We start from the raw sequence: 13673 nt of genomic DNA, 5'->3' as shown, positions 1-13673 counted from the left end.
GCAAAAACGGAGACACCCCATGACCTCTTTCAAGACCCCTTCCCGTACCCGTACCCGTACCCGTACCCGCGCCTTGGCGCTGACGGCGCTGGGCCTCGCCGCCTCGCTCTGCGGTGTCAGTGCCCAGGCGCAGTCTTGCGGTCTCAACAACGGCAAGAAAGCCACGGGGCAGCCGATCCCGGTCGGCGCCGTGGTCGGCAAAACCGGCCCGGACGACTTCAGCGCCTCAGCCGGTGCCGCGGCCGCCTACTTCAATTGTGTGAACAGCAACGGCGGCATCCACGGCCGCCCCGTCGACTACCAGGTTGCCGATGACCAATGGAACCCCGAGGTGGCTGCCCAGGTGGCCTCCAAATTGGTCAAGGATCGCAAGGTGGTGGCCATGGCGGGCAACACCAGCTTTGTCGAATGCGGGGCCAACGCCCGCCTGTATGCCCAGGAAAACGTCATGGTCGTGGCCGGGACCGGGGTACCGCGCGAATGCTTTTTTGCGCGCAACTATGTGCCGCTGAACGCCGGCCCCCGGGTCTCGGCCACCATCGCAACCATGTACGCCGCCCGGCAGTACAAGGCGAAGAAGATCGTCTGCGTGATCCCCAACATCCCCAGCCTGGGCAACTGGGCCTGCGAGGGCCCCAAGGAGTGGGGCCGCAAGAACGGCGTCGAGGTACAGACCCTGACCATCGACCCGGGCTCGGCCGATCCCACCTCGGTGGTGCTGCAGGCGGCCGCGCAAAAGCCTGATGCGATCCTGTTCGACGTGCCCAAAGGCCTGCTGGTGCCCATGCTGGGGGCCGCCGAGCAGCAGGGCCTGGGCCGCAAGATCCGTTTTCTGTCGGCCGCACCGGCCTACAACGTCGAGGTGCCCAAGTCCATTGGCGCCTACTGGAAGGACAACTTCGACACCAACCTGGAGTTCCAGCCTCTGGAGTCCAAGGGGCCGGACAACCAGAACTGGCTGGCGGTGATGGACAAATACGGCAAGAAGGACGACCCCCGTGACACCTTCTCGCAGGCCGGCTACCTGGCCGCGCGGCTGCTCACCGAGACCCTGCTGAAGATGGACCCGCAGAAGATCGAGCGCGCCTCGGTCACCGAAGCCTTGCGGCAGGTGGCCGACTTCCGCAGTGACATCCTGTGCAAGCCCTTCCACATCGGTGCCGGTCAACGCCACAACGCCAACAACAGCGGCCCGATGGCCCGCTCCAACGGGGCCGGCTGGACGCCCACCGAGCCCTGCTTGCAGGCCGATGACCCCGAACTCGCCGATGTGCGAGCCGACGCCCAGAAGCTGGGCCAGAAATAAGCTGGAGCGCCGCTTGGACACCTTGCTTCCTTTTCTGGTCTCGGGCCTGGGCCTGGGGGCGGTGTATGCGCTGTCGGGCATGGGCCTGGTGCTGCTGTACCGCTCTTCCGGGGTGCTGAACTTTGCCTTCGGGGCCATCGGGGCCATGGGCGCCTACGTGGCCTGGTCGGTGCTGCAGCAGGGCCTCGGCCTGAGCTGGGCCTGCCTGGCGGCCGTGGCCACGGCCATGGCCCTGTCGCTGGGCTATGGGCGACTGCTGGCCCCGCGCCTGGCGCACCGTGACCCGAGCATCCGCAGCATCGCCACCCTGGGCTTTGCCCTGGTAGTGATGGGCCTCACCGACTGGCTCTGGGACGAGCAGCCGCGCCGCCTGAACCTGCCCACCGATGCCGGTGGGCTGGAGTTCAGCACCGCCATCGGCGATGTGCGCCTGACCACCACGCGCCTGCTCAGCCTGGCGCTGGCGGCCCTGATGATGCTGGGCATCGGGCTGCTGCTGTCACGCACCCGCATCGGCCTCAAGATGCGCGCCCTGGCCAATGACCGCGAACTCAGCGCCTTGCTGGGCATCCGCGTGTTGCAGGTCGATGGCGTGGCCTGGCTGTTGAGTGGCGCTTTTGCTGGCGTCTGCGGCCTGTTGCTGGCCAATATGGTGCGCCTGCAGGCCACCCTGCTGACCTTTCTGGTCATCCCGGCCTTTGCCGCCGCCATCCTGGGCCGGCTCAGTTCCTTGCCCCTCACCGTGCTGGCGGGGCTGGCGATCGGCGTGCTGGAGGCGGTGTCCATCACCTGGCCCGGCTACGCCCCCTACCGCAGTGCCACCCCGTTTCTGGTGGCTTTGCTGGCCTGTCTTTTCTTTCGCAACACCACTCGCAAGGCTTGATCCATGTCCCTTGTTGTCTCTGCCGGGTCGTCGGGCCCGGACCTGGGCGCTGTGCGCCTGGCCCTGGCTGAAATGGCCGCTCAGCGCCGCCGCTCTTTGTGGCTGATGGTGGCACTGGTGCTGCTGCTCGCCGCGCTGTTGCCTTGGCTGGCCAATGCCTATTGGGTGAAAACGCTGACCTCGGCCCTGGCCCTGTCGACGGCGGTGGCGGGCGTGGCCCTGCTGTATGGGCAACTGGGCCTGGTCAGCCTGTGCCAATACGCCCTGCTGGGCGCGGGGGGCTGGGTGGCCCTGCGGGTCAGCCATGGTTGGCATTGGCCCTTTGAACTTTGCGTGCTGGCTGGGGGGCTGAGCGCCGCCCTGGTCGGCATGCTGGCCGGGCTGCCGGCCTTGCGCCTCAAGGGCCTGTACCTGGCCCTGGTGACCTTGATGATGGCGGGCGGCTTTCAGGTGCTGATCACCGCCATCGGCTTCCCGGATGGCGGCCCCGGATGGCTGGGCCGGATGATGGGCAGCGAACGCCTGTTGATGGCCCGGCCCGGTTGGGCCTCTGGCGATGGCGCCTACCTGGCCTACTCCGCCGCCTGGCTGGCTGCCGTGCTGGCCTTGATCGAGTTGCACCGGCGCACCCGGGCTGGCCGCTCCTGGGCTTTGATCCGGCGGGGCGAGGCCGCGGCCCTGGGGGCGGGGGTGAACGTGCTGCTCTACCAGACCTGGGCCTTTGGCCTGGCTGGCTTCTGCGCGGGGGTGGGCGGGGCCTTGCTGGCCGGTGCAGTGGGCCAGCTCGATGGCAGGGGCTTTGGTGCGAGCGACTCGGTGATGGTGTTTGCGCTGACGGTGGTGGGCGGGGCCTACCACTGGGGCGGCGCCCTGGTGGCCGGCCTGCTGCTGAGGGCGGTACCTTCGCTGCTGACCGATTGGGGCGTGAACGGTTTTGTCGCTCAGATGGTCTTTGGCGCGGCCTTGTTGCACGCGCTGATCACGGCCCCGGGGGGGGTGATCGGCCAGATCCAGGACGCCCTGGGGGCCCTGGGCCGGTGGCGCTTGCAGCGCGGAGGCACCGCATGATCGAGATGGACAAGCTTTGCGTGCAGTTCGGTGGCGTGCGGGCGATCGATGCGCTGTCGGCCACCCTGGATGCGCCGGTCTGCGGCCTGATCGGGCCCAACGGGGCGGGCAAGACCACCCTGGTGAATGTGCTCAGCGGCCTGGTCCAGCCGCGCAGCGGGACGGTGAGGGTGGACGGCAGCGATCTGCTGAAAAAGAGCCCCTTGCAACGGGTGCGCTTCGGCCTGCGCCGGTCTTTCCAGACCGAGCAGGTGGTGGAGGACCTGAGCGTCTGGGACAACCTGCAGGCGGTGCTGGACCATGTCCCTGCCGGTTCAGGCCCGCGCCTGGAGCAGTTGGCCCGGGTGCTCGACTATGTCGGCCTGCTGCCGGTGGCCACCCGGATGGGCTTGCGCCTGAACCTGTTTGAGCGGCGCCTGGTCGAGATCGGCAAGGCCCTGGTCGGACAACCCAGGCTCTTGCTCCTGGACGAGCCCGGTGCCGGACTCACCGAACACGAGGCGGCGCGCTTGCGCGAGCTGCTGTGTGGCATTCCTGATTTCTGCGGCGCCCAGGTGCTGCTGATCGACCACGATGTCGACCTGATCGCCGCCACCTGCAGCCAGACCCTGGTGCTGGACTTTGGCCGGCGGCTCGCCCTCGGGCCCACACGCGAAGTGTTGCAAGACCCGGCGGTCCAGGCCGCCTACCTGGGAGTTTCGGAATGAATCCAACCACGGCCCAAGAACTGAAACTCGACGAGCTGGTGCTGGATCGCGGCGGCAAGCGGGTGCTGCACGGGGTCAGCCTCTCCGTGCGGCGCGGAGAGATCACCGCCCTGGTGGGGCCCAATGGGGCAGGCAAATCGAGCACAGTGATGGCCTTGGCCGGTCTGCTGCCCCGGATTGCGGGCCAAACCCTGCTGGACGGTGTGCCGCTGGCGGCAGTACGCGCCGAGCAGGTGCGCGCTGCCGGCATTGCGGTGGTACCCGAAGGCCATCGGGTGCTGGGCGATCTGAGTGTGCGCGACAACCTGCTGGCCGCCGCCACGGCCTTGCCCGGCGCACGCCTGCCCGCCGCGCTGGAACAGGTGCTGGGCATCTTCCCGGAACCGATTCCCAAGCTGGCCCTTCCCGGGCGCGCGCTCTCCGGGGGGCAGAAGCAGATGGTCTGCGTGGCCCAGGCCTTGATCGTGCAGCCCCGTTTTTTGATTGTTGACGAGCTGTCGCTGGGGCTGGCACCGATGGTGGTCAAGCGCCTGGTGGCGGTGCTGCAACAGGTGGTGGCGCAGGGGGCCGGGGTGCTGCTGATCGAGCAGTTCACCACCGTGGCACTGGCCGTGGCGCAGCAGGCCTTTGTGCTGGAGCGGGGGCGGGTGGCCTATGCCGGCACTGCTGCTGAACTGCAGGAGCGGCCCGACATCCTGCATGGCAGCTATCTGGCCGCGGGTTGAGCAGCCACAGGCCTTGGCGTTGGGTGCCTCCGGCTGAATTCAACATGAAGGCGCTTTTGAGCGATGCGCAGCGCGAGCGCGAGGCGGCAGGCCTCAGTGGTGCTGCGTGGAGTGCTGAGGGGATGCGCCGTGCTGAAGCGCGCGGCTGGCGCATTCGCGCGGGGTCAGGCCATAGCGGCTCTTGAACACCCGGCTGAAATGCGCGGTGCTGTTGAAACCCCAGCGGAAGGCGATTTCGGAGATGGTGCCGCCGGCCTGTTCGGGGCCGTCGTGGCGGGCTTCGAGCTCGGCCTTGCAACGCTCCAACCGGCTCTGCCAGATGTAGCGGTCCAGGGTGATGCCTTCTTCTTCAAAGATCCGGTGCAAATAGCGTTTGGAACAGCGCATCTGCTGCGCAATCTGATCCAGCGACAGGCCTGGGTCCGTCAGGCAGGACTGCACATGCTGCTTGACACGGGCGCGCAGCACGGCGGGCAGGCCCTGGTGATCCCCCTGGCTTTGGCGCAGCGAGGCGAGGGTGGAGCTCAGCAGGCCGATCAGGGTTTCCGACAGGGGGGCGGCACAGGCCTCGGGCAGGTGCGGCAGTTGCACGGAGAGCGATTCGAGGAACGAGGCCAGCAGACGGAACAGGCCTTGCATCTGGGGGTTGGCGATCTGCGAGGTGTGCAGGTTGGGTATGGGCAGGCCTTGCAGGTTGGCGCGGGGAATCTGCACCACCAGGTGCCTGTAGGGGCCGGGGCTCTGGATCACATAGGGCTGGCGCGGGTCGTAAAGGCTCCAGTCGGTGCTCAGAAGGGCCACGCGGTCATCGCGTTGGACGATTTCGCTGCGGCCCTCGAGCTGCAGCAACAGCTTGTAGTAGTCCGAGCCGTGGTCGTCCAGGTGCCGGGGGGAGCGCTCGATGTCATTGCCCGAAGAGCTGATGGTGAACACGCGCAGCATCCCCACCTCATAGGCCTGCATCTGCGCTTCGAAGGCATCCGGCGCGTCGCAGTGCGCATCGAGATGACCAAAGTAGCGGGAAATCGCCTCATGCCAATAACCCGCCTGTTGCGGCGCGTAGTCGGCATCGGTGGAGAAAAGGTGGGATCGCACGGTGAGACTCGTCTGCGAGGCAAGTCAATATTGAATATATTAATTAATTCTGCGCGCAAGACCTCTTTTTCCCGCTAGGGAAAACACGGGGCCAGATCCTCTGTGCGATCAAGGGTGAGGTGGCCCGCACCGTGGCGATAGAAGGCGGAGGGGGGCGCGGGGGAGGGCCCCCGCGGGCGCGTCAGCCCTTCTGGAACAGCCGGATCACGCTCGAAAAATCGAGCGCTCCCTGGCCGCCCAGGCTGTGGGCGGCGTACAGGCTGCGTGCCAGGCCGCCCAGGGGGGTGCTGGCCTTGACGGCGGTGGCGTTTTCCTGCGCCAGGCCCAGGTCCTTGAGCATCAGGTCGGTGCCGAAGCCGCCCGCGTAGCCTTTGGAGGCGGGGGCCGTGTCCATCACGCCGGGCATGGGGTTGTACTTCTCCAGGGCCCAGTTGCCGCCCGAGCTGCGCCGCATGATCTCGGACAGCACCTTGGGGTCCAGCCCGTTGGCCACGCCCAGGGCCAGGGCCTCGCTGGTGCCGATCATCAGGATGCCCAGCAGCATGTTGTTGCAAATCTTGGCCGTCTGGCCCGCACCCGCCGCACCTGCGTGGAAGATGTTGGCGCCCATTTTTTCGAGCAGGGGCCGGGCCTGGGCCAGCGCCGCATCGTCGCCGCCCACCATGAAGGTCAAGGTGCCAGCAATGGCGCCGCCAGTACCACCCGACACGGGGGCGTCAATGCTTGGCAGGCCCAGCGCCGTGGCCGCCTGGGCCACCTTTTGTGCGCTGGCGGCGGCAATGGTCGAGCAGTCGATCACCAGCGTGCCGGGGCTCAACAGCTTCAGCAGGCCGGCCTCGCCCAGGTACAGCGACTCGACATGCTGGCTGGCGGGCAGCATGCTGATCACGGCCTGCGCCCCGCGCACGGCCTCGGCGGCGCTGGCCGCAATCGTCAAACCCTCTGCCGCAAACTTGTCGCAGGCGGGCTTGGACAGGTCGAAGGCCTGCACGTCGTGGCCGGCTTTCTTCAGGTTCAGGGCCATCGGGCCGCCCATGTTGCCCAGGCCGATGAAGGCGATGTTCATGTTCTTGTCTCCTTGGGGTGAAAAAGGGGGGCTCAGCGGATGGCGTCGGGCGCGTCGCCGTCGAGCATGCGGCGCGAGATGATCACGCGCATGATTTCGTTGGTGCCTTCGAGGATCTGGTGCACCCGGGCGTCGCGCAGCAGGCGTTCCAGCGGGTATTCGCGGATGTAGCCGTAGCCGCCATGCAGTTGCAAGGCCTCGTTGCAGACCGTGAAGCCCACATCGGTGGCAAAGCGCTTGGCCATGGCGCAGTAGGTGGTGGCGTCGGGGGCGCCGGTGTCGAGCTTGAAGGCGGCCAGCCGCACCATCTGGCGTGCGGCCACCAGCTCGGTGGCCATGTCGGCCAGCTTGAACTGCAGGGCCTGGAAGCTGGCAATCGGCTTGCCGAACTGCTGGCGCTCCTGCATGTAGCGCTGGGCCTGGGCCAGGGCCCCCTGGGCCGCACCGACCGAACAGGTGGCGATGTTGATGCGCCCACCGTCCAGGCCCTTCATGGCGATCTTGAAGCCCTCGCCCTCGGCGCCCAGCAGGTTGTCGGTGGGGATGCGCACGTTGTCAAAGCTGATGGTGCGCGTGGGCTGGCTGTTCCAGCCCATCTTGTGCTCCTTCTTGCCGTAGCTGATGCCTGGGGCATCGGCAGGCACCACAAAGGCCGACACGCCACCCGCGCCGGGCCCGCCCGTGCGGGCCATCAGCACCAGCACGTCGGTGCTGCCCGCCCCCGAGATGAAGGCCTTGCCGCCGTTGATCACATACTCGAAGCCCACCCGCTCGGCCCGTGTCTTGAGCGAGGCGGCGTCGGAGCCGGCGCCGGGTTCGGTCAGGCAGTAAGAGGCCAGCTTCTGGCCGCTGCACAGCAGGGGCCCCCAGTGCTCGCGCACCGCGGGCGTGGCCCAGGTGCCCAGCATCCAGGTGGCCATGTTGTGGATGCTGATGAAGGCCGTGGTGGACGGGTCGACCGCGGCCATCTCTTCGAACACCAGGGTGGCATCAAGCCGGGGCAGGGCCAAGCCGCCCGCCGCCTCGGGGGCATAAAGGCCGCAAAAGCCCAGCTCACCGGCCTTGGCGATGGCCTCTTTGGGAAAGATGCCGGCCTCGTCCCAGTGCGCCGCGTGCGGCGCGAACTCGGCTTCGGCAAAGTCACGCGCGGTTTGCGCGAAAGCGCGCTGCTCTTCGCTCAGTTCAAAATCCATGGAAGACTTTCAAAACCCAAAATACGGTTTTACCCCGAGGGGGACAGGAAAACTTGGGGCGGCCCGGCGTTTTCCTGTGAGGAAGTTCCAACAGGGTGGTCTCACTTCAAGCTGATGGTGGTGTTGACGCCCTGGCTCACCGTGCTGTCGTCGAACCAGCGCGCGGTGATGGTCTTGGTCTGGGTGTAGAACAGCACCACCTGCTTGCCGTAGGGGCCCAGATCGCCCAGCTTGGAGGCGCGCGAGCCGGTGAACGAGAACATGGGCACGGGCACCGGGATCGGCACGTTGATGCCCACCTGGCCCACGTCGATGTCTTCCTGGAACTTGCGCGCCGCAGCACCGCTTTGCGTGAAGATGGCCGTGCCGTTGCCATTCGGGTTGCTGTTGATCAGTTCGATGGCCTCGTCCAGGGTGTCGGCCCCGGCCAGGCACAGCACCGGGCCAAAGATCTCCTGGTCGTAGATGCTCATGCCGGGCTTCACACCGTCAAAAATGGTCGGGCCCACGAAGTTGCCTTGCTCGAAGCCGGGCACCAGGGGCTTGCGGCCGTCCAGCACCAGGGTGGCGCCGTCGGCCACACCGCGTTCGATCAGGCTCTCTACCCGGTCGCGGGCGGCACACGACACCAGCGGGCCCACATCGGTGCCTTTTTCGGTGCCGGCGTTGACCTTCAGGGTCTTGGCCTTGTCGGCCAGGTCGTTCACCCACTGGCGGGCTTCGCCCACCAGCACCACCACCGACAGGGCCATGCAGCGCTGGCCGGCGGCGCCGAAGCTGGCACCGGCAATCGCGTTCAGGGTCTGCTCCTTGTTGGCATCGGGCATCACGATGGCGTGGTTCTTGGCGCCCATCATGCACTGCACCCGCTTGCCGGCCAGGCTGGCCCGGTTGTACACATGGGTGCCCACCTTGGTCGAGCCCACGAAGCTGATGGCCTTGATGTCGGGGTGATCACAAATCGCGTTGACCACCTCTTCGCCGCCGTGCACCACGTTCAGCACACCGGCCGGGATGCCGGCCTGCAGGGCCAGCTCGCACAGGCGCATGGTGACCATCGGGTCTTGCTCGGAGGGCTTGAGGATGAAGGTGTTGCCGGTGGCAATCGCCATCGGGAACATCCACAGCGGGATCATGGCCGGGAAGTTGAACGGGGTGATGCCGGCGCACACGCCCAGCGGCTGCAGCAGGGTGTAGGTGTCCACGCCACCGGCCACGTTGTTGGCCAGTTCGCCCAGCTGCAGGTTGCCGATGCCGGCCGCGTGCTCCACCACCTCCAGGCCACGGAACACATCGCCCTCGGCGTCGGGCAGGGTCTTACCTTGCTCGGCGGTCAGGATGGCGGCCAGCTCGGCCATGTTCTCGCGGATCAGCTGCTGGTACTTCAGGAAGATGCGGGCCCGAGCCCCGATGGCCGTCTTGCGCCAGGTCTTGAACGCGGTCTTGGCGCTGGCCACGGCGGCGTTGATCTCGTCGGGCGTGGCAAAGGGCACGCGGGCCAGCACCTCTTGGGTGGCCGGGTTGACCACATTGCGCCACTGGGTGGTCTTGGATTCGACGAATTCGCCGTTGATCAGCAGCTTGACGGTGGGGGCGGTCATGGTTGAGTGTCTCCTGGGGGGTCTGATGGAATCGGGCTCATGTTATGTGTGCGAAATTGTTGATGCAATAGATAAAAATGCATTCTTCTATTGCATTTATGCAGATCAATATCAGGCTGTACGGGCGCCGTTCTGGAGGTCCATTGAGCCGGCTCAGGCGTTGTGGCAAGCTAGCGGCCTTGTGCCATCGCAGAGGAGCCCACCATGCCGGTAGATCTGGAACTCGTCCATGCAGAAGCCATGAAACTGGATCCCGCCGATCGCATTCGGCTGCTTGAGCGCTTGATGGGTGATTTGGAGCCTGACCTTGATGGCGAGCAGGCATGGGAGCGGGAGGCTGAGAGGCGCGATGCTGAATGGGCGGCGGGTCAGGTCGGCGTTCTGGATGGTCCTCAGACCCTGCAGAAGATTCGTGCTCAATTGAGCTCGTGAGCTATTCACTCCACCCGGACGCGGCCACGGACCTCACCGAGGCTGCGTCTTTTTACCGACGCAAAGCGGGCGCTGCGCTGGCCAGTCGCTTTCTTGACGAATTTGAGCGTGTGGCCCGATTGCTGGTTGAGCATCCTGCGCTGGGCACACCCTTGCTGCAAGGACGCCGGATCTTTCCGCTTCGCTTCTTCCCTTATTCCGTGGTTTACCGAGGTACCGACGAAGGGCTGCTGATCCTCCTGGTGCGTCACCAAAGACGGGCGCCGCGCTATTTCCAGAAGTGAGCTGGGTTCTGTCATCCTGTCAGCGGATGACAATCGCACCATGGACTGGAACAACCTGCGTTATTTCCTCGAACTGGCCCGCACCGGCACCCTGGTGAATGCCGCGCGGCGACTGGAGGTGGACCACACCACGGTGGCGCGGCGCCTGCAGGCGCTTGAAAAAGAGGTGGGCACGCCCTTGTTTGCCCGCGAGGCCGGCGGCCACCGGCTGACCGAGGCCGGCCGGCAACTGCTGCCCCAGGTCGAGGCCATGGAGGCGGCCGTGGCCCAGGTGGAGCGCGCCTCGCTGTCGGCGGCCGAAGGCCCTTCGGGTCAGGTGCGGCTGGGCACCACCGAAGGCTTTGGCACCGTGGTGCTGGCGCCCCAACTGGCGCGGCTCAGCCGGCAGTACCCGGCCTTGTCGATCGACCTGCTGGCCCTGCCGCGCCTGGTGCACCTGTCGCGGCGCGAGGCCGACATCGTGATCTCGCTGGAGCGGCCCAAGCGGGGCCCGGTGGTGGTGACCAAGCTGACCGACTACGTGCTGCAGCTCTACGGTTCGCGCGACTACCTGGCCCGTCAGCCGGCCATCGAAAGCCGCGATGACCTGCGCTCGCACACCTTCATCAGCTATGTGGACGACCTTCTGTTCACCAAAGAGCTGCAGTTGCTCGATGAGCTGTACCGCCCCGAGCGCTTTGCCCTGCGCAGTACCAGCATCCTGACCCAGTACGAGGCGGTGAAGGCCGGCGCCGGCCTGGCCGTGCTGCCTGCCTTTGTGGCCGCACGCGACCCGGCGCTGGTGCCTGTGCTGCCGGGGCAGGCGCGTTTCACCCGCACCTTCTGGATGTCCATGCCCGCCGAGGCCAAGCACCAGGCGCGCATGCAGGCCACCTGGGCTTTTTTGCGCGACACGGTGCAGGGTTTGCAGGATTGGATCAATCCTTCCTGACGGTGTTCTGATCCCGATCCATGGCTGCTGGCTGTCGATGCCGCGTCTGGACGCAGGGTGGCCCAAGGAATAACATTGTTGCAACTGAATTGAAGCGGTGAACAGACGCGGTGAACAAAGGCGGGAGAAGCACATGGAAGTCACCATACGCAACATCGGCAACAGCAAAGGCGTGGTCTTGCCCAAGCCCTTGTTGATCCAGGCGGGCCTGGAAGGCCTGGCCACCGCCAGCATCGAGGTGGAAAACGGGGCCATCGTCCTGCGCAAGCCGGCCAAGGCGGTTCGTGCAGGCTGGTCGGAGGCCGCAGCGGCAGTGGCAGCCCATGGCGATGACTCACTGCTCATGGGGGAGTTCGGCAACGCGCAAGACGCGGAGCTGGACTGGTGAAGCGCGGCGACATCTGGCTGGTGAACCTCGATCCGACGGTGGGCAGTGAGATCCAGAAATCCCGCCCCTGTGTGGTGGTGTCCCCCGCCGAGTTGAACGACCACCTGCGCACCGTCATCGTGGCACCGATGACTTCCAAGGGGTTTGCTGCGCCGTTTCGGGTGCCGCTGGTCCACGCCGGCACCCAGGGCTTGATCGTGCTGGATCAATTGCGCACGGTGGACAAGCTGCGTCTGGTCAAGCGGCTGGGCGCCGTGTCGCCCGAGACCTTGGCCCAAGTGTTGTCCACACTGCGCGAAGTGTTCACAGCGTAGGGCTTGCGCTGTTGAAGACCGCTGTGTGGACGCTCTGTGAGGGTTTGCCTCTAGTGGACAGGCGGCCTCGGTCGTGACATCTTGTGACAACGCGCCGCGGTGTTGCGGCGCGTGTCACCCCAAAAGAAGACAGGAACCTCGGCCATGAAAACCCGCCAGAGAATCCTTCTCATGAGCCTGGCCTCGCTGCTGGGCATGGCCTTGATCAGTGCGATGAGTCTGCAGGCCTTGCGCCAGACCCTGGTGGAGGGCAAGCAGGAGCAGATCCTGAAGGTAGCCCGCCTGGCCCAGGGGGTGGTGGCGCACTACCAGCAATTGGAAGGCGCGGGCAAGCTGAGCCGCGAGCAGGCCCAGGCGCAGGCCCGTGAGGCCTTGTCAGGCATGCGCTTTCAGGACGACTACCTGTTTGTGCGCACGCTCGACAACGTGATGTTGGTGCATGCCGATCCCAAGCGTGTGGGCCAGGTCGACAAGGGTTCACGCACTGAAGACGGCCGCTTGACCTCGGAGATCTACCGCGATGGCCTCAGCAAAGCCCGCCAGGTGTTCATGACCGCCTATGTGGCCCGGCCTTCCGCCACCGACAAGAGCGAGGTGCCCAAGCTGCTGGGGGCCATCCTGGACGAGCGTTGGGGCTGGGTCATCGGCAACGGGGTGTTCATCGATGACATCGACGCGCTCTACCGCAGCTACCTGTTGCGCTTTCTGGGTCTGAGCGGGCTGGTGCTGGCGGTGTTGCTGGGCCTGGGCTGGCGCACCCACCGCGTGCTGCAGCGGCAGCTTGGTGGCGAGCCGGATTACGCGGCCACCATTGCCCAGGGCATCGCCTCCGGCCGGCTGGATCAGCCCATCGTGCTCGATGGCCCGGCCGAAAGCCTGCTGGGCCAGATGCAGACCATGCAGCGCTCCTTGCGCGAGGTGGTGCAAGAGGTTCAGCAAGGGGCATCCACCATCCGCCAGGCGGCCGATGAGGTGGCCCAGGGGAGCCTGGACCTGTCCAACCGCACCGAACAGGCGGCGGCCAGCCTGGAGGAGAGCGCTTCATCGATGGAGCAGTTGACCGACAACGTGCAGCACAACGCCGAGGCTGCCCAACAGGCCCGCCAGTTGGCGCTGCAGGCCAGCGACGTGGCCACTCGGGGCGGCACGGTGATGGCCCAGGTGGTGAGCACCATGGCCGATATCAACGATTCGTCGCGCCGCATCGGGGACATCATCGGCGTCATCGACGGCATTGCCTTCCAGACCAACATCCTGGCCCTCAACGCCGCGGTCGAGGCTGCCCGGGCCGGTGAGCAAGGGCGCGGCTTTGCGGTGGTGGCCAGCGAGGTGCGCAGCCTGGCCGGCCGCAGTGCCCAGGCGGCCCGTGAGATCAAGGCCCTGATCGCCGACTCGGGCAGCCGGGTCGAGAACGGCACCCAGCTGGTGCAACAGGCGGGCAGCACCATGGACGACATCGTGCGTGCGGTGGGGCAGGTCAGCACCATGATCCAGGACATCTCCGAGGCTGGCGCCCAGCAAAGCCGCAGCCTGGGCGAGATCGGCAGCGCGGTGTCGCAGCTGGACCAGATGACCCAGCAGAACGCCGCCCTGGTGGAGCAGAGCTCCGCCGCTGCCGCCAGCCTGCAGGATCAGGCACAGCGGCTGACCGGCACGGTGGGGCATTTTCACTGCTGAGGT

General features: G+C 66.4%; 15 protein-coding genes. 11 read left to right on the top strand and 4 right to left on the bottom strand.

What is annotated here, in order from left to right; genetic code table 11:
* The first annotated feature begins 19 nt into the window (after nt 1-19).
* The 5 genes from F624_RS0122335 (at nt 20) to F624_RS0122315 (ending at nt 4689) form a co-directional block, all read left to right on the top strand.
* Complete coding sequence (locus F624_RS0122335; RefSeq protein ID WP_051107485.1) at nt 20-1306, top strand: ABC transporter substrate-binding protein; 1287 nt, start codon at nt 20-22, stop codon at nt 1304-1306.
* Between the two features lie 13 nt (nt 1307-1319).
* Nucleotides 1320-2189: a branched-chain amino acid ABC transporter permease gene (locus F624_RS0122330; RefSeq protein WP_019576591.1), complete on the top strand. Its 870-nt coding sequence runs from the start codon at nt 1320-1322 to the stop codon at nt 2187-2189.
* 72 nt (nt 2190-2261) lie between these two features.
* A complete protein-coding gene (locus F624_RS0122325; RefSeq protein WP_157443572.1) occupies nt 2262-3257 on the top strand; it encodes an ABC transporter permease subunit in 996 nt (331 codons plus the stop codon).
* Nucleotides 3254-3964 carry an ABC transporter ATP-binding protein gene (locus tag F624_RS0122320; RefSeq protein WP_019576589.1) on the top strand — a complete coding sequence of 237 codons (711 nt, stop codon included), beginning with the start codon at nt 3254-3256 and terminating at the stop codon, nt 3962-3964. The genes F624_RS0122325 and F624_RS0122320 overlap by 4 nt, the downstream gene beginning before the upstream one ends.
* A complete protein-coding gene (locus tag F624_RS0122315; protein WP_019576588.1) occupies nt 3961-4689 on the top strand; it encodes an ABC transporter ATP-binding protein in 729 nt (242 codons plus the stop codon). Before F624_RS0122320 ends, F624_RS0122315 begins: the two co-directional genes overlap by 4 nt.
* A gap of 93 nt (nt 4690-4782) precedes the next feature.
* Here the strand turns inward: F624_RS0122315 and F624_RS0122310 are convergent, their stop codons facing one another.
* The 4 genes from F624_RS0122310 to F624_RS0122295 form a co-directional block, all read right to left on the bottom strand.
* Nucleotides 4783-5784, bottom strand: coding sequence for an AraC-like ligand-binding domain-containing protein (locus tag F624_RS0122310; RefSeq protein WP_019576587.1), 1002 nt, complete (start codon nt 5782-5784; stop codon nt 4783-4785).
* A gap of 181 nt (nt 5785-5965) precedes the next feature.
* Entirely contained in the window at nt 5966-6850 is an 885-nt protein-coding gene (gene mmsB, locus F624_RS0122305; protein ID WP_019576586.1) for a 3-hydroxyisobutyrate dehydrogenase, read from the bottom strand.
* Between the two features lie 32 nt (nt 6851-6882).
* Nucleotides 6883-8043, bottom strand: coding sequence for an acyl-CoA dehydrogenase family protein (locus tag F624_RS0122300; RefSeq protein WP_019576585.1), 1161 nt, complete (start codon nt 8041-8043; stop codon nt 6883-6885).
* Between the two features lie 101 nt (nt 8044-8144).
* The gene (locus F624_RS0122295) at nt 8145-9644 is read right to left on the bottom strand and encodes a CoA-acylating methylmalonate-semialdehyde dehydrogenase (protein ID WP_019576584.1); all 1500 of its coding nucleotides are present in this window, start codon (nt 9642-9644) and stop codon (nt 8145-8147) included.
* A 204-nt stretch (nt 9645-9848) separates the two neighbouring features.
* On the opposite strand from F624_RS0122295, the gene F624_RS34235 reads away from it, so the two are divergent.
* The 6 genes from F624_RS34235 to F624_RS36280 all read left to right on the top strand — a co-directional run bounded on the left by F624_RS34235 (nt 9849) and on the right by F624_RS36280 (nt 13670).
* Complete coding sequence (locus tag F624_RS34235; protein ID WP_084679599.1) at nt 9849-10076, top strand: addiction module protein; 228 nt, start codon at nt 9849-9851, stop codon at nt 10074-10076.
* Entirely contained in the window at nt 10073-10360 is a 288-nt protein-coding gene (locus F624_RS34230; protein WP_084679598.1) for a type II toxin-antitoxin system RelE/ParE family toxin, read from the top strand. Before F624_RS34235 ends, F624_RS34230 begins: the two co-directional genes overlap by 4 nt.
* 40 nt (nt 10361-10400) lie before the next feature.
* Nucleotides 10401-11291 (top strand): LysR family transcriptional regulator, encoded by an 891-nt coding sequence (locus tag F624_RS0122280; protein ID WP_019576581.1) that lies wholly within the window; start codon nt 10401-10403, stop codon nt 11289-11291.
* Between the two features lie 133 nt (nt 11292-11424).
* Nucleotides 11425-11679, top strand: a complete 255-nt coding sequence (locus F624_RS0122275) for an AbrB/MazE/SpoVT family DNA-binding domain-containing protein (protein ID WP_019576580.1) — start codon at nt 11425-11427, stop codon at nt 11677-11679.
* The gene (locus F624_RS0122270) at nt 11673-11993 is read left to right on the top strand and encodes a type II toxin-antitoxin system PemK/MazF family toxin (protein ID WP_031255866.1); all 321 of its coding nucleotides are present in this window, start codon (nt 11673-11675) and stop codon (nt 11991-11993) included. The genes F624_RS0122275 and F624_RS0122270 overlap by 7 nt, the downstream gene beginning before the upstream one ends.
* Before the next feature lie 144 nt (nt 11994-12137).
* Entirely contained in the window at nt 12138-13670 is a 1533-nt protein-coding gene (locus F624_RS36280; RefSeq protein WP_043426462.1) for a methyl-accepting chemotaxis protein, read from the top strand.
* The last annotated feature ends 3 nt before the right edge of the window (nt 13671-13673 follow it).

Source organism: Curvibacter lanceolatus ATCC 14669, assembly GCF_000381265.1.
Lineage (GTDB): Bacteria > Pseudomonadota > Gammaproteobacteria > Burkholderiales > Burkholderiaceae_C > Curvibacter > Curvibacter lanceolatus.
Note: the sequence above shows the minus strand (reverse complement) of the source record. Positions and strands in the feature narration are given on the sequence as shown.

Coding starts and splice junctions, on each gene's coding strand:
- F624_RS0122335 (WP_051107485.1), top strand. CDS start 20: ATGACCTCTTTCAAGACCCCTTCCCGTACCCGTACCCGTACCCGTACC.
- F624_RS0122325 (WP_157443572.1), top strand. CDS start 2,262: ATGGCCGCTCAGCGCCGCCGCTCTTTGTGGCTGATGGTGGCACTGGTG.
- F624_RS0122320 (WP_019576589.1), top strand. CDS start 3,254: ATGATCGAGATGGACAAGCTTTGCGTGCAGTTCGGTGGCGTGCGGGCG.
- F624_RS0122315 (WP_019576588.1), top strand. CDS start 3,961: ATGAATCCAACCACGGCCCAAGAACTGAAACTCGACGAGCTGGTGCTG.
- mmsB (WP_019576586.1), bottom strand. CDS start 6,850: ATGAACATCGCCTTCATCGGCCTGGGCAACATGGGCGGCCCGATGGCC.
- F624_RS0122300 (WP_019576585.1), bottom strand. CDS start 8,043: ATGGATTTTGAACTGAGCGAAGAGCAGCGCGCTTTCGCGCAAACCGCG.
- F624_RS0122295 (WP_019576584.1), bottom strand. CDS start 9,644: ATGACCGCCCCCACCGTCAAGCTGCTGATCAACGGCGAATTCGTCGAA.
- F624_RS34235 (WP_084679599.1), top strand. CDS start 9,849: ATGCCGGTAGATCTGGAACTCGTCCATGCAGAAGCCATGAAACTGGAT.
- F624_RS0122280 (WP_019576581.1), top strand. CDS start 10,401: ATGGACTGGAACAACCTGCGTTATTTCCTCGAACTGGCCCGCACCGGC.
- F624_RS0122275 (WP_019576580.1), top strand. CDS start 11,425: ATGGAAGTCACCATACGCAACATCGGCAACAGCAAAGGCGTGGTCTTG.
- F624_RS36280 (WP_043426462.1), top strand. CDS start 12,138: ATGAAAACCCGCCAGAGAATCCTTCTCATGAGCCTGGCCTCGCTGCTG.